We start from the raw sequence: 20,025 nt of genomic DNA on the forward strand, positions 1-20,025 counted from the left end.
CATGACCGTGACGACGACCGACAGGCCCACCCTCTCACCCGCACGCTTGCGCGTCGCCCGCGTGGTGTCGACTCCGGTGCGGCGGCACCTGCTCGGCGCTCTGTTGGCCCTCGTCGTGGTGATTCTCGTGCTGGAGAGCGTCAGCACGTTCCGGCAGAGCCAGCTGACGTCGGTGGCGTATCTCGCGATCGCCGCGGCCGGACTGACCGTGCTCACCGGACTCAACGGTCAGCTCTCCCTCGGGCACGGTGCGTTCATGGCGGTCGGCGCGTACACCGCGGCACTGATGTTGCGGGCGAACGAGTCCGGCTGGTCGGTGCCCCTGGTCCTGATCGCGGCCACCGTCGTGGCCGGTCTGGTCGGGGTCGTCGTCGGGGTCGCCGCGGCGCGATTGCACGGGCCCTACCTGGCCGGCGCGACATTGGCGCTCGCCGTCGCCGTCCCTGGTCTCGCGCTGTACTTCTCGGAGTATCTCGGGGGCGAGCAGGGTCTCATCGTGCCCAGTCCCGACGTGCCGTCCGCGCTCGACGACATCGCCTTCTTCGTCACCGGAAACGAGCTGACGTCCACGAAGTTCGTGGCCTACGTCGGGTGGTTCCTGCTCGTGCTGGTGTTCTTCCTGCTGGCCAACGTGTCGTCGAGTCGCGTCGGACGGCGTTGGCGCGCCGTGCGTGACGACGAGGTGTCGGCCGAGATCGCGGGGATCGACCTCGGGCGGGCACGGGTGCTGGCCTTCGTGGTCAGTGCCGCGTGTGCCGGTGCCGCGGGGGCGATCATGGCGATGGCCTCCCGCATCGCCGCGCCGAGCGGGTTCACGCTGGTGTTGTCCCTGACCCTGCTCTCCGCTGTGGTCATCGGCGGACTCGGTTCGCTGACAGGCGCTCTCATCGGTGCCGCGCTCCTCACCTACATCCCGCCGGTGGTGACCAACCTGGGCCTCGACGCCGGGTTGAGCAGCCTGCAGGCCGCGGAACTCGCGCCTCTGGTCACCGGCATCTTCACCGTGGTCGTGATCCTCTTCGCGCCACTCGGACTGGTCGGCACGGTCCGCGGTCGTCTCGTACAGCGTCGTCTGAAGAGAGAAGGAGTTCGATGAACAGGATCCGAACATGGGCGCAGCGGGGCACCGCTCTCGCTGCGGCCGTCGTACTGGTGGCCTCGTGCGGTGCGGGTGGCCGTGAGGAGGCGGAGGAGTCCACGGAGGGCTCGACCGTCGGGATCACCGACACCTCGGTGAAGATTGGTGCGCACTATCCCCTGACGGGAGTCGCCGCTCCCGGGTACAGCGAGATCCCCACGGGCGCCAAGGCCTACTTCGACTACGTCAACGCCGCCGGCGGGGTGAACGGTCGGCAGATCGAGTACCTCGTGCGTGACGACGCGTACGACCCGACCACCACCACGCAGGTGGTCAACGAGCTGGTCCTGCAGGACGAGGTGTTCGCGATGGTCGGCGGTCTGGGCACCGCGACACACAGCGCGGTCATCGACTTCCTCAACGAGGAGGGCGTCCCCGATCTGTTCGTGTCCTCGGGCGCGATCATGTGGGGTAACGATCCGGCCAAGTACCCCAACACCTTCGGGTGGCAGCCCGACTACCAGGTCGAGGGCAAGATCATCGGCGACTGGGTGCAGAAGAACCGGCCGGACGCCAAGGTGGGACTCTTCCTGCAGGACGACGACCTCGGCCGCGACAGCGAGGCCGCGGTGCGCCAGTACCTCGAGGATCAGATCGTCGGCGTCGCCCGCTACACGTCCGGCAACACCGACGTCGCCCCGCAGATCGCGTCCCTCCAGGCGGCGGGTGCCGATCTGATCCTGGGCTTCAACGTCCCGTCGTACACGGCACTGAGCCAGCTGGTCTCCCGCCGACTGAACTACACGCCCGAATGGTTCTACAGCTCCATCGGTTCCGACGTGGACCTCGTGGGGTCGCTGCTCGGACGCTTCTCCCAGGGCGCGGTGACGGACGGCGCCTCGTCGCTCGAGAACATGATCTCCCTCGAGTACATCCCCGGCATCGACTCGCCGGACAACCCGTGGACGCAGTTGTGGCAGAAGGTGTGGGCCGCCAACGGAACCGGTGAGGAGCTGACCAACTACCGCATCTACGGCATGAGCCACGCCTACGCCTTCGTGCAGGCGCTGCAGGCCGCGGGTGAGAACCCGACCAGGGAGGCGATCGTGTCGGCGCTGCAGTCGCAGGGCAAGGACCTGCCCGGCCCTCAGCTCGCCCCGTTCCGCTACTCCGAGGACAGTCACCTCGGCATCTCCGGTGCCAGCGTCTACAAGATCACGAACGGCAAGCCGGAGAACCTGACCCCGGTCCTGGTCACGGACATCGGCGACTCGGCCGTCGAGGAGTACACCGGTGAGGAGGCGACCCCACCGGAGAGCGGCATTCCCGACACCCAGCCGGCCGGATGACCCGGTCGGCGGGATGACGGTGGCGGGGGCGTCGACACGCCCCCGCCGCGGGTCAGTGACGCTCTGCCGACGCCCACGTCCAGTCCTTCACCTCGGGCATGTCCTCGAGATGCTCGACGACGTAGGACCGGTGACGCTCCAACTGGTTCCGACAGTGATCGGCCAGATCGGCACTGTGTTCGGGTACGCGTCGCGCACGTCGCAGCGCGTCGAGGACGAGGTGGTATCGGCTCATCTCGTTGACGACCACCATGTCGAACGGCGTGGTGGTCGTTCCCTGCTCGCGGAAGTCGTGCACGTGGAATCGGGAGGCACCGGTGCGTCCGTGCAGGAGTTCGTGCACCGCGCGCGAGTAGCCGTGGAAGCCGAAGATCACGTCGGTGTCCGCCGTGAAGAGGTCCACGAACGTCTCCTCGGGCATGCCGTGCGGGTGGTCGCGCACCGGCATCAACGCCATCAGATCGACGACGTTCACCACCCGCACCCGAAGATACGGAACCCATTCGCGGAGCAGTTCGGCTGCGGCCAGGATCTCCTGTGTCGGAACGTCGCCGGCGCTCGCGAGCACGATGTCGGGACTGTCCGGGACCTCGGGCCGACCGGCGGTGCTCGCCTCGGTGCCCGCCCACTCCCAGATCGACGCTCCCCGGGCGCAGTGTTCGTGTGCCTCGTCCAGCGTGAGGTACTGCAGGTGCTCCTGCTTGTCCACGACGATCAGGTTCACGTGGTCCCGGCTGCGCAGGCAGTGGTCGGAGATGGACAGCAGTGTGTTGGCGTCCGGGGGCAGCCACACGCGCACCACCTCGGGGGACAGCGGGATGGCGGCGTCGATCATGCCGGGGCCCTGGTGGCTGAAGCCGTTGTGGTCGTTGCGCCAGCACGTGCTGGTCAACAGGATGTTGAGCGACGCGACGGGTTCGCGCCACCGCAGGTCGCGGGCGTGCTGGAGCCACTTGACGTGCTGGATCATCATCGAGACGCTGACCATCGCGAACGCCTCGTAGCTCGCGAACAGTCCGTGCCCGCCCGCGAGCAGGTACCCCTCCAGCCATCCCTGGCACAGATGCTCGCTGAGCACCTCCATCACCCGTCCGTCCGCAGACAGCGCCGTGTCCCACTCGGTGGTGGGCAGTTGCCAGCAGCGGTCGGTCACGTCGAACACGGCGTCGAGACGGTTACTGGCCGTCTCGTCGGGACAGAAGAGCCGGAAGGATCCGCCGCCGTCCTCGGTGGTGTTGCGCGAGTAGATGTCTCGGAGCAGCTCGCCGAGCACCTTCGTCGTCCCGTGGAACGTGGTGCCGGGTGCGGGTATGTCCAGGGCGTACGTGTCGAGGGTCGGAATGGTCAACGGTGTGAGGAGTCGTCCGCCGTTGGCGTAGGGCGTCGATCCCATGCGCTTGTCACCCGACGGGGCGAGATCGGCGAGTTCCTCGACCAGGGTGCCGTTCTCGTCGAACAGTGTGTCGGGCCGATAGGACGACAGCCAGTCCTGCAGGAGTCGGAGGTGCGCGGGATTGTCGCGCACTCCGGACAGCGGAACTTGGTGCGCCCTGTTCGTTCCCTCCACGAGAACCCCGTCCACCTCGTGCGGACCTGTCCATCCCTTGGGTGTGCGCAGCACGATCGCCGGCCAGCGCACGCGATCACCGGACCCGGAGCGGGCGGCGCGCTGTGCCTCGCGGATCGTCTCGTGTGCGTTCCTGATCGCCTGCTCCAGATCGCGGAACACCTGGTGCGGATCGTCGCCCTCGACGACGACGGGCGCCCAGCCCTGCCCCGAGAGATACTGTGCGACATCCTCGTCGGAGGTCCGGCCGAGGACCGTCGGCCCCGCGATCTTCGCACCGTTGAGGTGCAGGATCGGGAGCACCGCGCCGTCGCGACGCGGGTTCAGGAAGGCCGGAAGCTTCCACGACGCCGACAGCGGCCCGGTCTCCGCCTCACCGTCTCCGATGACGCAGGCGACGGTGAGGTCCGGGCGGTCGAAGGCGGCACCCGCGGCGTGCACGAGTGCGTAGCCCAGTTCGCCGCCCTCGTGGATGCTGCCGGGTGTGGGCACGCTGACATGGCTCGGAATGCCGCCGGGCGAGGAGAACTGGCGGCACAGCACTCGCAGTCCCTCGGCGTCGCGGGAGACCTTCGGATAGATCTCGCTGTACGTGCCCTCCAGATACGTCGACGCGACCAGTGCGGGACCGCCGTGGCCGGGACCGGTGACGTAGAGCCAGTCGGTGTCGGTGCGGCGGATGTGCCGGTTGAGAATCGTGTAGATCATCGACAGGCCGGGGCTCGTGCCCCAGTGCCCGAGAAGCCGGGGCTTGATGTGCTCGGCCCGTAGCGGTTCCCGGAGCAACGTGTTGTCCTGCAGGTAAATCTGCGCGACGGTCAGATAGTTCGCCGCGGCCCACCAGCGCAGGTCGAGCTCCAGGTCGTGATCCTCGTACGGCATGTGCGGTCCTCTCCCGACCGGGCGGCCCCGCTCGTCGGCAGTGGCCTACCCGCCGTGCGCTGTTCCATGCAGGACGGCCGTCGCGAGAACGGCAGGGTGAGCCCCTCCGGCCCACGTGCCGACCAGGGCGTCGCGATCGGCCGGGCCGTCCAGCGGGACGCGATGCAGGGTGAGCACGGCGGTGCCGACGTCGACGACGGTGTCGGTGCCGCGGGTGTCGACCGACGGCGCGTGGACGTCGGGAACGTCGGCGCCGGCCTGTCCGGTTCCGTGGACGAGTGCGGTGACATCGCGCTCGGGCCCGGGCTCGGCGTACTCGAACGCCGCCTGAGTTCCGCCCGTGAGAACGGTCCGCAGCAGCGTCGCCAGATACACCGGATCGTGCGCCGCGTCGTGAACGTGGCGGGTCCCGAGCACGCTGTGTTCCATGGTGGTGATCAGCGCCGTCTCGGCGCCGGGAAGCGGTGCCGATCGGTAGGTGAGAGGCACGTGCAGGATCGTCCCGTCGGCGGCGCGGAGCAGGTGCGACTCCAGTCCCACCTCGCCGTCGGGATCGTCGAAGCGGTAGGCGTCGACGACCTCGAGCGTGCCGACGTCGATGCCTGCCGCCCACGGCTGCAGCGGAACCCACTGCCGCAGCAGGTCGATCTTGGTGGGAACGATGGTCGCGCGATGAATCAGGGCCACGCCGCGCACGCTACGCCGCGGTGTCAGTCCTCGGCGGAGGTCTCTGCGGCAACGGTGCCGAAGATGTCCGCTCGTCCCACGCCGTCGAGTACCGCGTGCCGGAGCTCGGGTGGCACCAGCAACACCTCTCCGCCGACGAGCAGTCCCTGGTCGATGAACGCTCGGAGCTTCGCGGTCACCAACTCCGCCGTCCGCTTGTCCTCGCCCTCGAGGTCGTCGTAGTTCTCGTCCAGGTTGCCCTCGGGCGGGTCCGGCGTCATGGCGGCCAGCACCGCCTGGGCGACGAAGCTGTCGGCCACCGAGGCGGAGACGTCGATCTCGTCGTCGGCGGACAACTGCGCCGTGACGTGCGCCGCGACGACGGTGCGCAGAGCGTCCGCCTCGCGCGCCCGGACGTTCGCCGCGAGTGGTCCGGGAGCGGCGCCGGCGTCCGAGATCTCCACGACGCCGGACGACACGGCGGTGGTCCAGGCGTGGGCGAGTTCGGGCACGTCGGCGGGCATCTGGAACGTCGACGCGGGCACGGTGAGCCCCAGCGCGGCGGCCACCTCCTTCGCGTCGATCGGCCGACCGGTGCTCGACCAGGCGAGCAGGGCGTCGACGTCGCGGACGATCGCGAGCTCGGCCAGTGCCGCCGACTCCGCGTCCGCACTCACCTCGGGCAGGGTGATGTCCTCGGGCGTCAGCGTGTCGGGGACGCCGTCGACGAAATCGGTGAGGTCCTCCATGCAGTGCTCGTAGTCGGCGTCGCTGCCGCTCCAGATGTCCTCGTCGTCGAGGAACGTCAGATAGGACAGGGCGCTGAACACGAGGTGGAGCGCGGCGTCCTCGCTCGCCTCGGTGTTCTGCGCGAGGACGGATTCGGCGGCGTCGAGAACGAGGTGGGCGTCGTCCGGGGTCCAGGCCGTGGGGGTGAATCCCTCGTGGACCCGGGTGAGTTCACCCAGGAGTGACTCGACGACGCGACGCGTCGGCTCGACGTCTCCCGCGCCCTCCTGAGCGGCCATCCACGTCACGAAGCGAGCGAGCACCCGTTCTGTCGTGGACGCCGTCGGCCCCGAGGTCTGTCGGCGTCTCCGCGCCGCGGTCTTGGCGGCGCGCTTCTGCCCGCGGTTGCCCGGTCGGTTCGATCCCATGCGCCGACCTTAATGCGGTCACCGGTCCGGTCGTCCCGTCAGGTCGACGCGGGCTGTGACCCAGATCATGTGTCGTCGGCGCGCGCTTCTCCGTTCTCTGTACGACTCACCTTCATACGAACACGAGCGCGCCCGGTAGGGGCAGCGTCGAAAGGAGTGCATCATGGCCGACTTCATCGAGAAGGCTCAGAACAAGGTCGACGAGGCCGCAGGCGCCGCGAAGAAGAAGGCCGGAGAGGTCACGGGCGACGATTCGCTGCGTACCGAGGGTGCAGCCCAGCAGACCAAGGCGGACGGCAAGCAGGCCGCCGACAAGGCCGGTCAGGCTGTCGACGATGCCGCAGGTGCAGTGAAGGACAAGGCCGGGGACGTCGCAGACAAGGCGGAGAACGCGGCGAACAAGGCTTCCGACAAGGCCGACGAGGTCGCGGACAAGGCTGCCGGCAAGGCGAACGAGGTGGCCGACAAGGCCGGGGACGTCGCGGAGAAGGCAGCCGACAAGGCGAACGAGGTCGCTGCCAAGGCGCAGGACAAGGCCGGCGAGGTCGCCGATCGTGCCAAGCACGCCGCGGACAACGTCGCCCAGCAGGTGCGCAGCTTCGACGCGAACTCGTCCGACGTGAAGAAGGCCTCCGCAGTGAGCGCCCCCGTCATCGCCGCCGTCGTCGGTGCGATCGTGGCCGTCGTCGTGGTGCGCCGTCGGCGCAACGCCCCGCGCCGGGTCGCCCAGAAGCGACTGTCGGTCGCGCAGAGCTTCGGTCAGGATCTGGCCGAGACGGTGAAGCACAAGCTCGACCGCTGATCACCGAGAGATATCCGGGTCAATGCTGCGGACTGTTCGTTCGAACGAGGGGGCAGCGTTGATTTGATCACCGTGCACCGTCACCACGGAGCACAGTGACCACCATCCGAATGCGGCGTCTGCACGGGGCAGGCGCCGCATTCGTGTGTCCGGACACTGCCGACCGGTTCCGCGGGAACCGAACATGAGTCCTGCCCGTCCATGCCTGCACACGCCGCCGACGACCGGTCGCCGGCGCCGGGCGGGGGGAGCACGGCATGGAACACACGGCTGTCGACGCGGCGACCATGGTGGACGCGGCCAGGGCGTTGGGCAGGGTGTCGCTGGATCTCGAGCGGGAGGTCGCGGAGGCCGCCTCGGTCGTCGCCGCGGTGTCCGCCTCGTGGCAGGGCCTGGCGGCGACGGCGTTCGTCGACGGGTGGGGCACCGTTCATCACGGCGCCCGGTCGGTGGTCGCGGCGCTCGAGGACTCAGCGGGTCGACTCGAGATCGCAGCCATTGCCTATGCGGGACAGGACGACACGTCCGGGGCCGCGATCGCGGGTGCGGTGTGACGGGCTACCGAGTGGACCTGGCCGAACTGGATGCCGTGGTCGTGAGGCTGACGCGGTTGGCCGAGGCCACGCGGGTCGCACTCGACGACGTGTCGGTGCGGGTGTCCGCCCTGCCGTGGGAGGGCACGGCGGCAGAGGCTCATCGCGCCGCGCAGAGCGCATGGTCGGCTGGGGCTCGCGAGATGGCGGTCGGTGTCGAGACCATGAGAGACGCTGCGCGCCGGGCACACTCGTCGTACACCGCGGCCCTCCAGTCGAACAGCCGCATGTTCGGGCGCGACTGATGGCGCCTCCGGTCGTTCTCGACGTGTCACCCGAGGTCTACGCCGAGGCGGCTCGGTCGGTGTATCGCGCGGACGAGATCATGGCGAGTGCGGTGAACGTCCACCACGGTGCGTCGCGCGCGTGGGCCGCGATGGCGGGAAGCGACGCCGCGGGTGAGCAGTGGGGCCGGGCGTACGACGGATCCGTCGTCGATCTCTCCCGCGCACTCGCCACGACGTTCTCGGCGACGTCGGTGCTGGCGCGGCTCGTCGATCAGGCGGGTGCGAATCACGTTGCGGCGGAGTCGATCGCGGTGGTTCCGAGTACCCCGCCGCCGGCAGGGCGGGCACCGTCCGCCGCGCGGCAGCTCGAGTACCCGAGCGCGGTGGGTGACCTCGGCCCGGGGCTCCAGGGTGCGGTGGAGCTGGCCGACGCGGTCGGCGTGCCGTGCCCCAACGGCGATACCGACGCACTGCGGGACGCGTCGAGCGCGTGGATCGTGCTGGGGCAGGCGATGCTCGACGCACGGTCCGAGGTGCTCGGTGCCGCAGCCGATCTGGGTGCCGTGGACGTGCCGGAGCGGGACGCGATGGTGCGGGACCTCCGTCGACTGTCCGAGGCAGTGGAAGCGGTGGCGGGTGCGTGCTCGGGGCTGGCCGCCGCGTGCCACGACTACGCCGAGCAGCTCGAGAAGACGCGCCGCGACATCCGCGACCTGATCGAGCAGTTCGCAGTGGAGGAGGCGGCGGCCGTCGCGGTCGGTATCGGGTTGGCCTTCGTGTCCGCGGGACTGTCGGCCGCGGCGGGAGCGGCGATCACGGCCGGTCGTTTCGCACGTACCGCCTCGAGAGTGCGCGCGGTCATCGCGGCGCTGCACGCGTTCGCTCGGATGCGGCGCACCGAGACGTCGATGGCGACGGTGCGACGAGCTGCCGACGACGTGGAGGATCTGACCACTCGTGTGCCCGTCGGCCTGGACGACGTCAGTGCGGCGGAGCGTGCTGCCGGTCCGCCGCCGGCAGGGTGGTCGTCCACTCGTGCGCTCGACGACCACTTCGCGCGCCACGGCGCCGACGTGGGTGCACGGTCGGCCGACGAGTACGCCGACCTCGCGGCGCGGTTCCGCACGGAGGGCTCGCATCAGGTCAAGGTCGGCCCGGACGGCACCGTGCGGATGTACGACCCGGAGACCAACACGTTCGCGTCCTACACGCCGGACGGCACCACCAAGACATACTTCAAGCCCGGATCCGGTGCGTCGTACTGGGACCGCCAACCAGGAGTTCCGGAATGACCACTCACCTCTGCCCGGTCTGCCACTACCCCGGTCTCGCGGACCCGCCGTGGTCGGAGGCGGGAGCGTCGTACGAGATCTGCCCGTCGTGCGGCTACGAGTTCGGTGTCACCGACGACGACCTTGGGGTGACGCCCGAATCCTGGCGCCGGCTGTGGATCGACCGCGGGCATCCGTGGAGTTCGACGGCGCCGCCGCCGCCCGGCTGGGACGGCGCACGGCAACTCCGGCGCTGACGTGCGGGAAGGCCGGAGGCCGGTCGTTGGACTGCGGGAAGGCCGGAGGCCGGTCGTTGGACTGCGGGAAGGCCGGAGGCCGGTCGGTGGACTGCGGGAAGGCCGGAGGCCGGTCGGTGGACTGCGGGAAGGCCGGAGGCCGGTCGGTGGACTGCGGGAAGGCCGGAGGCCGGTCGGTGAATCTCCAGTGTCAGGGGAGTAGGTGCGAGTACGCGGAGCACGTGGAGGCGACGCCGATGTAGACGAGTCCGTCCGACTGCTCGTCCGACCATCCGCGCACTCGCGTCCGGTCGGCGGTGTCGGCGAGGATGTCGACTCCGGTGCGTCCGACGGCGAGGTCTCGGCAGATCGAGGTGACCGAGGTGTCCATGAAGGCGGCGGTGTCCGGGTCGGTCGGGTAGCCGGCCATCTGCATGATCTCGGCGAAGGCATCGAACGGTTCCTCGGCGGCGTGCTGGGCGAGGGGAGCGATCTGCACCGCCGGAGTGTCGAGGACGACGGGCGTGTCGACTGCGGTGACCGGCGCGGCGGGTGCGGGGGCGTCCGAGGCACTGGCCGTGGCGGGGGCACTGTCGGACAGCACCATCGTCGTGGTGGCTGCGCCGGCGAGCACGGTCACCGCGGCGCCGATCACCGCGATCCGTCGTCCGGTGCGAGTCGGTCGCCGATGTGCTGGCATCACGTGTCCTCGGTTGGTGGGTCAGTCGCTGACTTATACCCATTTCCGAGCAGAATGTTACTGGAGTCTCACAGGAATCAGGGAGGACGCGCGCATGGAGAAGGTGACGGCCCGGACTCTCGGGGCGTGGGTCATCACGGTGAATCCCCGCAGGACCGACGTCGCCTCGTTGCTCGCCGACGGGCACGCGGGCGGTGACTGGTGCGTGGCGCCCAACTACCGTTCGCGCCTCATGGCGGCCGGTCAGCCCATCCTGCTGTGGGTGAGCAACCGATCCGGCGTGCACCCCGCGCGGGGATTCTGGGGCGTGGGGACCGTGCTCGGCCCCGCTGTCGACATGCACGATCCCGACGATCCGCGCCTTCACGTTCCCACCGAGATCACCACGCTCGGCGAGCCCGTGACGGCCGCGGAGTGCGCCGGGACGGCCGGGCTGGACCGACTCGAGATGCTCCGATCGCCCCAGCAGTCGAATCCGTCCGTGGTCACCGCCTCCGAGTGGTCGCTCCTTCGCGCTCGTCTCGAACGGGCACCGGAGGCGCCCGGCCTTCTCTAGTGTCCGAGGTATGACAGCTGATGTTCGCGCGAGCACGGTCGACGCAGTCCTGACGAGGTCGGCGCGTCGGTACCCGGACCGGGCAGCCCTGGAGTTCGACGGTCGAACGCACACCTATGCGGCACTGGACGCGGCGGTGTCCCGCGTCGCTCGGTACCTGGTGTCGACGGGGCTCGCACCGGGAGAGCGGGTCGCGGCCTACGGCACCAACTCCGACTCCTACATCGTCGGGTTCCTCGCCTGCTGCCGTGCCGGGCTGGTGCACGTGCCGATCAACTACGCCCTCGTCGAGGACGAGTTGACCTACCTGGTCCGCCAGTCCGGTGCTCGCGCGCTGCTGGTCGACGACGCTCTGGCGCCGGCGGTCGACGCGGTGCGGACGGGTCTCGATCTCGACGTCGTGCTCTCTCTGCAGGAGCTTCTCGACCTTCCCGACGTGTCGGTCGCGCTGCCCACGGTGCTGACCACCGATCTCGCCCAGTTGCTGTACACCTCGGGAACGACGTCGAAGCCCAAGGGCGCGATGATGTCTCACGGTGCGCTGGTGAGCGAGTACGTCTCGTCCGTCCTGGCACTGGCGTTCACCGCCGACGACGCCCCGCTCATCGCGATGCCGCTGTACCACTCGGCCGGCATGCACGTGTTCGCCCTGCCGTACCTGTCGGTCGGCGCGACGGTGCGCCTGATGGCGAAGCCGGACGTCGCGGAGATCCTGCGCCGCGTCGAGGCCGACCGCATCGGTTCGCTGTTCCTGGCGCCGACGGTCTGGGTCCCTCTGGCGGGACACCCGGATCTCGAGACCCGCGATCTGTCGTCCCTGACCAAGGCGCAGTACGGGGCATCGATCATGCCGGTCACGGTGCTGGAGCGGCTGCGGGCGCGGTATCCGGACCTTCGGTTCTTCAACTGCTTCGGACAGTCGGAGATCGGTCCGTTGGCGACGGTGTTGCAGCCGGAGGAGCACGATGCACGGCCCGCCTCGTGCGGGCGCGCCGTCTTCTTCGTCGAGACGCGGGTGGTGAACGCCGACGGTGAGGACGTGGCGGACGGTGAACCCGGCGAGATCCTCTACCGCTCACCGCAGTTGTGCGACGGGTACTGGGAGAACCCGGACGCCACGGCCGAGGCCTTCCGCGACGGATGGTTCCACTCCGGTGATCTGGTGACCCGGGACGCGGAGGGATTCGTGACAGTGGTGGACCGCATCAAGGACGTCATCAACACCGGCGGCATCCTGGTGGCGTCGCGGGAGGTCGAGGACGCGATCTACACCCATCCGGCGGTGGCCGAGGTCGCGGTGATCGGCGTTCCGGACGAGAAGTGGATCGAGGCGATCACGGCGGTGGTGACGGTGAAGGACGGTCGTGCGGTGACCGCCGAGGAGATCATCGCCCACGTCTCGGGTCGCATCGCACCGTTCAAGATCCCCAAGCAGGTGCGGTTCATGGACGAATTGCCGCGTAACCAGAGCGGCAAGCTGCTCAAGCGCGCGCTGAGGTGATCGAACCGGCGTTCGGCGTGTTACCTGTGTGACTGGTGTGACTGGTGGTACTTCTGACACCGAGAGCTTCCGCGTGTCGCGGTAGCCGAATCGGTCGGGGAGTCGGTCATGCAGGTCGGTAGACGCGTTGCGCAGATTCTGTTGGTGGTGGCGACGGTGATCGCCACCCTGTCGGTGCCGACCGCGTCGGCGGCGAGTCCGTATGTCGGACGCCAGGGCATCGGGCTCAACGGCATCGACTTCCGGAGCAGCTCGAGCGCCCAGCAGGCACAGGCGACCCGGGTCGCGGGTACGGGCGCCAAGTGGGTCCGCATCGAGATCGACTGGTGGTACGTCCAGGACGGTGGGCCGACCGCCTACAACTGGTCGGGTCCGGACGGTGCTGTGGCGGCGGCCAAGGCGAAGTCCCTCAACGTCCTGCTGCTCATCCAGAAGACACCGCCGTGGGCTCGGACCACCAGCGACGGCAGCACACCGCCCACGAACCCGGACGACTACGCGACGTTCGCCGCCAAGGTCGTGAGCAGGTATGCGCCGCAGGGGGTTCGGTCGTTCGAGGTGTGGAACGAGCCGAACCTGTGGATGTTCTGGGCCGACCCGGTGACGGGCAAGCCGAACGTGCAGGGTTACGTCGATCTGCTGAAGGCGGCCTACCCGAAGATGAAGGCCGCCACCACCAGCACCATCAGCATCGTGGCCGCCGGACTGTCCCCCTACGGCACCACGGGTCAGAGCCCGGAAGGGCACGCCGTCTCACCGATCACCTACCTCGATCAGATGTACGACCTCGGCGCCGGACCGTACTTCGACGCCGTCGGCTGGCACCCGTACACCGCGCCCGCGTTGCCGAACGACACTGCCGACTGGAACGCGTGGTCGCAGATGAGCGTCGACTTCACCAATCCCGACGGCACGATCTACCAGAAGAGCGCGCGCACGATCATGACCGAGAACGGCGACGCCGGGAAGCTCATCGTCATGACCGAGGCCGGCGCCGCCACTGCGGGCGACCCGAGCGTCAGCGAGCAGGTACAGGCGACGGCCTACCGACAGGCCGTCGACAACCGCCTGTCCTACTCGTGGGCCGGGCCGATCTTCTTCTACGAGACCACAGACCGCGCCGCGATGACCGCGGTGAACCCCGACAAGGAGAACTACTTCGGGGTCTACCGCTCGAACGGGGTGGCCAAGCCGGCCGTGACGGTGCTCAAGAGCGTGCGCTGAGCTCACTCACAGCCGACGCCGTCTCCGTCGCGGTCCAGGTGCGAGCCGTAGCCGGGGTCGCCCACGCGGACGGGCGCCGCGCCGGCGTTCCGAGCCGCGGTGCAGTTCGTGTAGTACGTCGATCCGGACGACTCGGGAACGACGGCCGGCGCGACGTACGGAGCCGGTGCGGGTACCGGCGCGACGAATGGCACGGGCGCCGGGACGTAGGCGCGGTCGACGTCCGGCACGTCGACGTCCGGCACCTCGACGTACGGGGTCTCGACGTACGGCACCGTCGTGGTGGGCGGCGGTGCGTACACGGTGACGGTCTCGGGAGTGGTCGTGACGGCAGTGGCCGTCGACGTCGTGGTGGTCGGCCGCGGGGTGGTGGTCGGTGCGGCCGACGTGGTGGTGAGGGTGGTCTCCGCGCTCGCGGCGACGGGTTCGGGTTCCTGCATCAGCCCCAGTCCGACGACGGACAGGCCCACGAAGGCGGCGACAGCGGCCGTGATCTTGCCCTTGTTGCCCTTCTTGCGGGCCTCGATGTGGGGCGGCTGGAACGGCGGCGGATACGCGGTCATGCAGGTCCTCAGGTGAATGGCAGCAACGGGTCACACCACACGTCGCGCGGGGCGCGCGGCACGTTACAGGGTGGTCGGTTTCCGCCGGAACGCGCTGCTCAGGGCAGTGCGGTCAGAGTTCGGACCACGTCCGAAGAATGCAGGACATCGGTGACGACGCGATCGATCCGCCCGGCGTCCTCCGCGCCGACGAGCCGTTCGATCTTCTCCAGTATCTGTGCGTGGTCCAACGGGAAATGGTCGACGTCTCCCACCGGATCCGGTGAACCGGCCGACACGGTCTCGCCGGAGACGAGAACGATGTCGACCTCCGCGGCGCGTCGGTCGGGCAGCAGCGCCGTGAGCGCGGGCGACGACTCGACGTCCACCCGTGCGCTGAACTCCTCCGCCGCACGGAAGGTCGCGCTGCCGGGCGTCAGGGTCTCCACGTCGATGCTTCCGGCCACCACCGCGGCGGACACGACGAACGGCAGCGAGAACATCGCACCGAGCCGCGTCGAGGGGTGCCGACCGAACAGGGGTTCCGCCAGCGCGTGGGTGCGGACGCGCACGCTCGCGATGTCGGCGATATCCAGGTTCGTGCGCAGAGCCTGCACGATGTCGACGGCGGCGTGGGTGTACGAGCAGCTGGCATGGCGCTTCGCGTACCCCTGATCGAGGGCGAACGTGCCGTCCGGCGCGGGTGCGAGCTTGTCGGCATCGAGAGTGCCGACGATGTCCCCCAGAGTCGTCGCCGCCGCGCCGCTGTTGTGCACCAGTCCTGCCGAGGACAACCGCGCGGCGTCGAGTCCCGCACGGACGGCGCCGCCGATCCACAGATTCCGGCCGAAGTTGCCCGCGAGCACCACGGCCCACGGTGCGACGTGCACGAGCGCGGTCGAGGCGTCGATCGCGGCCGCCGTGCGCTCGGCGTCGAGATCCCACACGACGGCAGCGGCGGCGGCGGCGCCGGTCGCTCCCCAGTGTCCGTGGGTGTGCCACTTCGGGTCGCGGGTCAATGCGGCACCGAAGCGGGTGGCCACCTCGTAACCGGCCACCACGGCGGCGACGAACCGGTCGCCCGACACCGGCTGTGCGCCGAGGCGGGCCGCTGCGACGGCGGCCGGAAGCACATGGGCGGCAGGGTGACCCGCCGCGTACTTGTTGCCCTCGTCCAGTTCGAGGCAGCACGAGGCGATCGCGTCCAGGTAGGCCGCCGTCTCCACGCCGGTGCGGGCGCCGCGACCGACGGTGGCCGTCGTGCCCGGTTCGGTTCGCCACCGCGTGAGAAGCGCGGTCAGTTCCGGTGTCCGCGCTCCCGCCAGGGTGACACCCAGAAGGTCGAGCAGCACGGTGCGGATCCGACTCTCGTACGCGGTACCGGTCGCAGGTAGGTCCACGCAGAAACGCGCCAAATCGTCGATGCGTAGTCGCACGTGTTCCGCTGGAAGGAACGTTGCCGAGTCGGTCATGCGACAACGCTAGGACTGACGCTCGTGCTGGTCAATACATCTGCCGGACGTGATCATGGCTGCTAGGGTCGGCATCGACAACAGTCAGGCATCGCGGTGTCTTCGGTGGCGATCCGCTCAGCGGAACACAGCTCGCCGTGAACCCCAGTCCAGAGGAGAGAATCGAGCCATGTCGGACAGACTTCTCGAGGCCGTCACGGCCGGTGTACGCACGGTCGATCTCGGACGCCAGCTGCGGGTCGGTATGCCGCAGTCGCCGAATCACCCGCAGTTCTGGCACACGCTTCCGCGTCGGCATGGTGACATGACCCGGTCGGACGGCGGCAGCGCCGCGAACGACATGATCACCACCGGAACGCATGTCGGCACCCATATCGACGCGCTCGCCCACGTCTCCCACGAGGGGAAGATGCATGGCGGTGTCGACGCGGCCGAGGCCGGTGTCGGCGGCAAGTACGTCGAGCTCGGTGTGCACACGATCGCGCCGATGATCCGCCGCGGCATCCTGCTCGACATTCCGGCCGTGCGCGGAACCGAGCGACTCGAGGGCGGCGACGAGATCACGGTCGACGACCTCGAGTCCGCCTGCGCCGCCCAGGGTGTCGAGGTGTCGGCCGGCGACGTCGTGCTGATCCGCAGTGGGTGGGCGCAGTTGTTCGACGAGGGTCAGCCCTATGTCGGTGGTCCGTCCGGGGTTCCCGGCGTCGGCGAGCCCGGCGCGCAGTGGCTCGCGTCCCGAGAGGTGCACGCCGCGGGCGCCGACACCATCGCCTTCGAACGCCTCGCGCCGGGCGGTGGCCACGCGCTGCTCCCCGCTCACCGAGTCCTGCTGGTGGAGAGCGGCATCTACATCATCGAGGCCCTCGATCTCGAGGAGCTCGCACGCACCCGGACGTACGAGTTCACCTTCGTCCTGGTGCCGCTCAACATCTTCGGCGCCACGGGATCGCCGGTGCGCCCCCTTGCGGTGGTGTCGGCATGACCGAGTCCACACTCGCCCGCACGCTGGCGGAGTTCGCGGTGGAGCACTCGTTCGACGATCTGCCTGTCGACGTGGTCGACAGCATCGGGCTCCGCGTCCTCGACACGCTCGGGATCGCGATCGCGGCCACGGAACTCGACACCAGTGCGATGGCCACCGCGTGGGCGCGGGAGCAGGGCGGCCGGGCCGTCGCCTCGGCCGTCGGCGTGAAGGAGAACCTCCCGCCTACCCTCGCGGCCTTCGTCAACGGGGTGCTCGCGCACTCCCTCGACTTCGACGACACCCACCTGCCCTCGGTACTGCACCCCAGCGCGTCGGTGGTACCGGCCGCACTCGCCGCGGCGCAGCAGCACGGTGCCTCCGGCCGGGACCTTGTGCGCGGCATTGCGATCGGCCTCGAGGTGTGTGTCCGCCTCGGCATGGCGGGTTTCGATCCGGAGACGAAGAACTCGGTGTTCTTCGAGAACGGGCAGCACGCCACGTCCATCTGTGGAGCCATGGGCGGTGCGGCCGCTGCCGCGGTGATCGGCGGCGCCTCGGCCGACGGCATCGTCGACACGCTCGGTATCGCGGCGTCGATGGCGGCCGGCATCATCGAGGCGAACCGCACCGGTGGCACGGTCAAGCGCATGCACTGCGGGTGGGCGGCGCACTCCGGCGTGTCCGCGGCCGGTCTCGCTCGGCACGGCATCACCGGACCGCCGACGGTGCTCGAGGGCAGGTTCGGATTCTTTCAGGCGTGGCTGCACCAGAGCGGACGCGCCGCCGAGATCACCGACGGCCTGGGCAGCACCTGGGCCGCGCCGGGTCTCTTCGTGAAGCCCTACCCGGCCAACCACTTCACGCACGCGGCTCTCGATGCGGCGGCGGCGTTGCGGAATCGGGGCATCACGCCCGCGGACGTCGAGCGGTTCGTCCTCGGTGTCCCCGCTGCCAACCTCCGGACCATCGGCGAACCCATCGAGGTCAAGCGCACCCCGCAGACCGGGTACATGGCTCAGTTCAGCGGACCCTACGCGGTGGCGGTGGGCATGCTCGGTGGCGGTGGACTCGGTGCGGTACTGGACGACTACACCGACGAGAAGGCCACGTCGACGGAGCGTCGCGACATCATGGCACGCGTCGACGTCGTCCCGGACGCACAGTGCGACGCCATCTTCCCGCACCAGTTCCCGGCCGTTCTCACGGCGCATCTCAGCGACGGCACCACCGTCGTCGAAGAGGTGTTGACCACGCGCGGCGGACCGGAGCGGCCGTTGTCGTTCGAGGACGTTCGAGCGAAGTTCACGGCCAACGTCGACGGCCTGCTGAGCGTGCAGGCAGCCGACGCCTTCGCAGCGCAGTGCGCCGGCCTCGCCGACCTCGAGGACCCGGGCGTGCTCTTCGATTCGATTCGTACCCTGGGGAATTAGAGTCGGACGCGGGCCAGGATCTCCCGGGCGCCGCGGACCACGGCTTCGTCGACGAAGCGTCCGTCGTCGTCGACCGTGGGCCCACCGGCCGCCCGGTCGAACAGGTCGACGAGGCGCTCGGCCTGGCGCACGTCGTCTGCCGCCGGTGTCAGGGCATCGTTGATCACGGGCACCTGACCGGGATGCACCGCGGTGCGGGAGCGGAAGCCCATGTGCACGAAGTGCGCGGTAGTGGTGACGAATGCGTCGAGGTCGCGGAACTCGGTGGAGGTCGGTGCGATCGGTGCCTCCAGACCCGCTGCTGCGCAGCCGATCACGATGTCCGCGCGGATGGCGTCGACCACGTGCTCGGTGTCCGCCGCGCGGGTGATCCGCAGATCGGCCAGCAGGTCCACCTCGCCGATGCCGACGGTCACCAGTCGGGAACTGCTCGCCAGGTCGGTCAGGCCGCGCAGGGCGGCCGCGGTCTCCACCAGACCCACCATCGCGATGTCCGCGTCTCCGAGTCGCTCGTCCGCCTCCGCGAGGGAGGCCGCCCCGCACTTGGCCACGATGATCCCGGTGACGCCGGGGCGCGCCGCCGCGGCGAGGTCCTCGGCGAGGAACTCGGGTGTCACACGAACCCACACCTGCGCTCCACCGTCGCGCGGACGGTCCAGCCACTGCGCGACATCGTTTCTCGCCGTGTCTTTCTGCGCGAGTGGGACCGCGTCCTCGAGGTCGAGGATGACGGCGTCGGCCGGTCCCGAGACGGCCTTGTCGAACAAGGCGGGCTTCACGGCCGGCACGTAGAGGAACGAGCGCGGCATGCGGCGGGTCATCGGGCGGCCCGCGCTTCGAGGCTCTGCGTGATCGCGCGCGCGGCGGCCAGCACCTGACCGGCGTGCGCCACATGATCGTCGTCGGCGGTGGAGGAGTAGCGGAAGGCCGGTCCGGAGGAGCTGACCGAGCCGAGCACGTGGCCGGCCGCGTCGAAGAACGGGGCGGCGATGGAGGCGGCGCCGGTGTTGCGCTCGTTGATGGAGGTCCCGTAGCCGGTGTCTCTGATCTCCTGGAGCCGGGCCAGGAACGTCGTCTCGTCGGCGTCCGGAGCGCTTCCCCGCAGCTCCTCGAAGGCTTCGTGCGCGTAGTGCGGCGGAAGGAACGCGAGGATGGCGCGGCTCGAGGCGCCGGAGTGCAGCGGGTACTGCGGGCCGATCTCCACCACCATCTTCACCTCCTGCGGGCTCTCGTACTGGTCCAGGTAGACCCGCCGATGCCCCACCAGGACGGACAACGTCGCCGTCTCGAGGGTCTGCGCACGTAGTCGGCGCAGGATGGGAGCGGCGATGGAACGAACATCGAGTTGGCTCCATGCCTTCGTGCCGAGTCCGATGGCCGCCGGGCCGAGGGAGTAGGTGGACTCGCCCGCCACCGGCTGCACGATCGAGCGCGATGCCAGGGACTGCAGGATCCGGTGCACCACAGCCTTGCTCAGGTCCAGGCGGCGCGCGAGCTCCGTGACACCCAGTGCCCGGTCGGACTGCGCGAAGGACAGCAGGACGTCGGCCACCCGATCCGCCGATTCGGTTCCCGTCGACGCGGAGTCGGTGCCGGTCGAGCTGGTAGTTGCGGCCATGGGGCCAACCTTCCACATTCGCTGAGTACGTGCGCGGCTTCGGCGCGTTCCGCTGAGCGAACCATACCCGTAACAAGAAAGTCATCAAAGAGCCTGTTCTGACCCAGTGATGCGTGTAATACTCAGTACTGCAGGGAATAGCCACCCACTAAGTGGTGCGCTGAGCGGAACACAGGCCGTGTCCTTCGGT

The 20,025-nt window shown here is 69.3% G+C and carries 20 protein-coding genes; 12 read left to right on the top strand and 8 right to left on the bottom strand.

The window, feature by feature from the left end:
- Window position 1: 1 nt before the first annotated feature.
- Both HQ312_RS17125 and HQ312_RS17130 read left to right on the top strand, forming a co-directional pair.
- On the top strand, window positions 2-1,096 hold the full coding sequence (locus HQ312_RS17125; RefSeq protein ID WP_222639484.1) for a branched-chain amino acid ABC transporter permease: 1,095 nt from the start codon (window positions 2-4) through the stop codon (window positions 1,094-1,096).
- Window positions 1,093-2,427 carry an ABC transporter substrate-binding protein gene (locus tag HQ312_RS17130; protein WP_222630561.1) on the top strand — a complete coding sequence of 445 codons (1,335 nt, stop codon included), beginning with the start codon at window positions 1,093-1,095 and terminating at the stop codon, window positions 2,425-2,427. Before HQ312_RS17125 ends, HQ312_RS17130 begins: the two co-directional genes overlap by 4 nt.
- A gap of 52 nt (window positions 2,428-2,479) precedes the next feature.
- On the opposite strand, the gene HQ312_RS17135 is transcribed toward HQ312_RS17130, so the two are convergent.
- From HQ312_RS17135 to HQ312_RS17145, 3 genes are read right to left on the bottom strand one after another with little or no spacing between them, the layout of a single operon-like run.
- Entirely contained in the window at window positions 2,480-4,876 is a 2,397-nt protein-coding gene (locus HQ312_RS17135) for a phosphoketolase (protein WP_222639487.1), read from the bottom strand.
- Between the two features lie 45 nt (window positions 4,877-4,921).
- Window positions 4,922-5,563 carry a hypothetical protein gene (locus HQ312_RS17140; protein WP_222639490.1) on the bottom strand — a complete coding sequence of 214 codons (642 nt, stop codon included), beginning with the start codon at window positions 5,561-5,563 and terminating at the stop codon, window positions 4,922-4,924.
- A 23-nt stretch (window positions 5,564-5,586) separates the two neighbouring features.
- Window positions 5,587-6,699 (bottom strand): hypothetical protein, encoded by a 1,113-nt coding sequence (locus HQ312_RS17145; RefSeq protein ID WP_222639494.1) that lies wholly within the window; start codon window positions 6,697-6,699, stop codon window positions 5,587-5,589.
- A gap of 163 nt (window positions 6,700-6,862) precedes the next feature.
- Here HQ312_RS17145 and HQ312_RS22025 point away from each other — a divergent pair, with 163 nt between their 5' ends.
- From HQ312_RS22025 to HQ312_RS17170, 5 genes are all read left to right on the top strand, one after another.
- Window positions 6,863-7,501, top strand: coding sequence for a hypothetical protein (locus tag HQ312_RS22025; RefSeq protein ID WP_261778159.1), 639 nt, complete (start codon window positions 6,863-6,865; stop codon window positions 7,499-7,501).
- A gap of 257 nt (window positions 7,502-7,758) precedes the next feature.
- The gene (locus HQ312_RS17155; RefSeq protein WP_222639497.1) at window positions 7,759-8,055 is read left to right on the top strand and encodes a WXG100 family type VII secretion target; all 297 of its coding nucleotides are present in this window, start codon (window positions 7,759-7,761) and stop codon (window positions 8,053-8,055) included.
- On the top strand, window positions 8,052-8,339 hold the full coding sequence (locus HQ312_RS17160; protein WP_307091549.1) for a WXG100 family type VII secretion target: 288 nt from the start codon (window positions 8,052-8,054) through the stop codon (window positions 8,337-8,339). The genes HQ312_RS17155 and HQ312_RS17160 overlap by 4 nt, the downstream gene beginning before the upstream one ends.
- Window positions 8,339-9,613: a hypothetical protein gene (locus tag HQ312_RS17165; protein WP_222639500.1), complete on the top strand. Its 1,275-nt coding sequence runs from the start codon at window positions 8,339-8,341 to the stop codon at window positions 9,611-9,613. The genes HQ312_RS17160 and HQ312_RS17165 overlap by 1 nt, the downstream gene beginning before the upstream one ends.
- Window positions 9,610-9,849, top strand: coding sequence for a hypothetical protein (locus HQ312_RS17170; RefSeq protein ID WP_222639501.1), 240 nt, complete (start codon window positions 9,610-9,612; stop codon window positions 9,847-9,849). Before HQ312_RS17165 ends, HQ312_RS17170 begins: the two co-directional genes overlap by 4 nt.
- A gap of 190 nt (window positions 9,850-10,039) precedes the next feature.
- On the opposite strand, the gene HQ312_RS17175 is transcribed toward HQ312_RS17170, so the two are convergent.
- Window positions 10,040-10,528, bottom strand: coding sequence for a hypothetical protein (locus HQ312_RS17175; protein WP_222639504.1), 489 nt, complete (start codon window positions 10,526-10,528; stop codon window positions 10,040-10,042).
- 94 nt (window positions 10,529-10,622) lie between these two features.
- On the opposite strand from HQ312_RS17175, the gene HQ312_RS17180 reads away from it, so the two are divergent.
- From HQ312_RS17180 to HQ312_RS17190, 3 genes are all read left to right on the top strand, one after another.
- Window positions 10,623-11,084, top strand: coding sequence for a hypothetical protein (locus HQ312_RS17180; RefSeq protein WP_056442050.1), 462 nt, complete (start codon window positions 10,623-10,625; stop codon window positions 11,082-11,084).
- A gap of 10 nt (window positions 11,085-11,094) precedes the next feature.
- Entirely contained in the window at window positions 11,095-12,585 is a 1,491-nt protein-coding gene (locus HQ312_RS17185; protein ID WP_222639507.1) for a fatty acyl-CoA synthetase, read from the top strand.
- A gap of 108 nt (window positions 12,586-12,693) precedes the next feature.
- On the top strand, window positions 12,694-13,809 hold the full coding sequence (locus HQ312_RS17190; protein ID WP_222639510.1) for a cellulase family glycosylhydrolase: 1,116 nt from the start codon (window positions 12,694-12,696) through the stop codon (window positions 13,807-13,809).
- Window positions 13,810-13,811: 2 nt separating this feature from the next.
- Here the strand turns inward: HQ312_RS17190 and HQ312_RS17195 are convergent, their stop codons facing one another.
- Complete coding sequence (locus HQ312_RS17195) at window positions 13,812-14,372, bottom strand: excalibur calcium-binding domain-containing protein (protein WP_222639513.1); 561 nt, start codon at window positions 14,370-14,372, stop codon at window positions 13,812-13,814.
- A gap of 98 nt (window positions 14,373-14,470) precedes the next feature.
- A complete protein-coding gene (locus HQ312_RS17200) occupies window positions 14,471-15,823 on the bottom strand; it encodes an MmgE/PrpD family protein (protein ID WP_222639516.1) in 1,353 nt (450 codons plus the stop codon).
- A 169-nt stretch (window positions 15,824-15,992) separates the two neighbouring features.
- Between HQ312_RS17200 and HQ312_RS17205 the strand changes: the two genes are divergently transcribed.
- Together HQ312_RS17205 and HQ312_RS17210 are read left to right on the top strand one after the other, a co-directional pair.
- A complete protein-coding gene (locus HQ312_RS17205) occupies window positions 15,993-16,805 on the top strand; it encodes a cyclase family protein (protein ID WP_056442061.1) in 813 nt (270 codons plus the stop codon).
- The gene (locus tag HQ312_RS17210) at window positions 16,802-18,217 is read left to right on the top strand and encodes an MmgE/PrpD family protein (protein WP_222639518.1); all 1,416 of its coding nucleotides are present in this window, start codon (window positions 16,802-16,804) and stop codon (window positions 18,215-18,217) included. Before HQ312_RS17205 ends, HQ312_RS17210 begins: the two co-directional genes overlap by 4 nt.
- Here HQ312_RS17210 and HQ312_RS17215 read toward each other — a convergent pair.
- Window positions 18,214-19,026 carry a CoA ester lyase gene (locus HQ312_RS17215; RefSeq protein WP_222639521.1) on the bottom strand — a complete coding sequence of 271 codons (813 nt, stop codon included), beginning with the start codon at window positions 19,024-19,026 and terminating at the stop codon, window positions 18,214-18,216. The two genes, HQ312_RS17210 and HQ312_RS17215, sit on opposite strands and share 4 nt — an antisense overlap.
- An 8-nt stretch (window positions 19,027-19,034) precedes the next feature.
- The gene (locus tag HQ312_RS17220) at window positions 19,035-19,835 is read right to left on the bottom strand and encodes an IclR family transcriptional regulator (RefSeq protein ID WP_037184784.1); all 801 of its coding nucleotides are present in this window, start codon (window positions 19,833-19,835) and stop codon (window positions 19,035-19,037) included.
- Between the last annotated feature and the right edge of the window lie 190 nt (window positions 19,836-20,025).

This window comes from Rhodococcus sp. BP-316 (genome assembly GCF_019836105.1).
Classification (GTDB): Bacteria; Actinomycetota; Actinomycetes; order Mycobacteriales; family Mycobacteriaceae; genus Rhodococcoides.

What these genes read in the sequence shown, in the direction of transcription:
- HQ312_RS17125 (WP_222639484.1), top strand. Translation starts at nt 2, where the DNA reads ATGACCGTGACGACGACCGACAGGCCCACCCTCTCACCCGCACGCTTG.
- HQ312_RS17130 (WP_222630561.1), top strand. Translation starts at nt 1,093, where the DNA reads ATGAACAGGATCCGAACATGGGCGCAGCGGGGCACCGCTCTCGCTGCG.
- HQ312_RS17135 (WP_222639487.1), bottom strand. Translation starts at nt 4,876, where the DNA reads ATGCCGTACGAGGATCACGACCTGGAGCTCGACCTGCGCTGGTGGGCC.
- HQ312_RS17145 (WP_222639494.1), bottom strand. Translation starts at nt 6,699, where the DNA reads ATGGGATCGAACCGACCGGGCAACCGCGGGCAGAAGCGCGCCGCCAAG.
- HQ312_RS22025 (WP_261778159.1), top strand. Translation starts at nt 6,863, where the DNA reads ATGGCCGACTTCATCGAGAAGGCTCAGAACAAGGTCGACGAGGCCGCA.
- HQ312_RS17155 (WP_222639497.1), top strand. Translation starts at nt 7,759, where the DNA reads ATGGAACACACGGCTGTCGACGCGGCGACCATGGTGGACGCGGCCAGG.
- HQ312_RS17165 (WP_222639500.1), top strand. Translation starts at nt 8,339, where the DNA reads ATGGCGCCTCCGGTCGTTCTCGACGTGTCACCCGAGGTCTACGCCGAG.
- HQ312_RS17170 (WP_222639501.1), top strand. Translation starts at nt 9,610, where the DNA reads ATGACCACTCACCTCTGCCCGGTCTGCCACTACCCCGGTCTCGCGGAC.
- HQ312_RS17175 (WP_222639504.1), bottom strand. Translation starts at nt 10,528, where the DNA reads ATGCCAGCACATCGGCGACCGACTCGCACCGGACGACGGATCGCGGTG.
- HQ312_RS17180 (WP_056442050.1), top strand. Translation starts at nt 10,623, where the DNA reads ATGGAGAAGGTGACGGCCCGGACTCTCGGGGCGTGGGTCATCACGGTG.
- HQ312_RS17185 (WP_222639507.1), top strand. Translation starts at nt 11,095, where the DNA reads ATGACAGCTGATGTTCGCGCGAGCACGGTCGACGCAGTCCTGACGAGG.
- HQ312_RS17190 (WP_222639510.1), top strand. Translation starts at nt 12,694, where the DNA reads ATGCAGGTCGGTAGACGCGTTGCGCAGATTCTGTTGGTGGTGGCGACG.
- HQ312_RS17195 (WP_222639513.1), bottom strand. Translation starts at nt 14,372, where the DNA reads ATGACCGCGTATCCGCCGCCGTTCCAGCCGCCCCACATCGAGGCCCGC.
- HQ312_RS17200 (WP_222639516.1), bottom strand. Translation starts at nt 15,823, where the DNA reads ATGACCGACTCGGCAACGTTCCTTCCAGCGGAACACGTGCGACTACGC.
- HQ312_RS17205 (WP_056442061.1), top strand. Translation starts at nt 15,993, where the DNA reads ATGTCGGACAGACTTCTCGAGGCCGTCACGGCCGGTGTACGCACGGTC.
- HQ312_RS17210 (WP_222639518.1), top strand. Translation starts at nt 16,802, where the DNA reads ATGACCGAGTCCACACTCGCCCGCACGCTGGCGGAGTTCGCGGTGGAG.
- HQ312_RS17215 (WP_222639521.1), bottom strand. Translation starts at nt 19,026, where the DNA reads ATGCCGCGCTCGTTCCTCTACGTGCCGGCCGTGAAGCCCGCCTTGTTC.
- HQ312_RS17220 (WP_037184784.1), bottom strand. Translation starts at nt 19,835, where the DNA reads ATGGCCGCAACTACCAGCTCGACCGGCACCGACTCCGCGTCGACGGGA.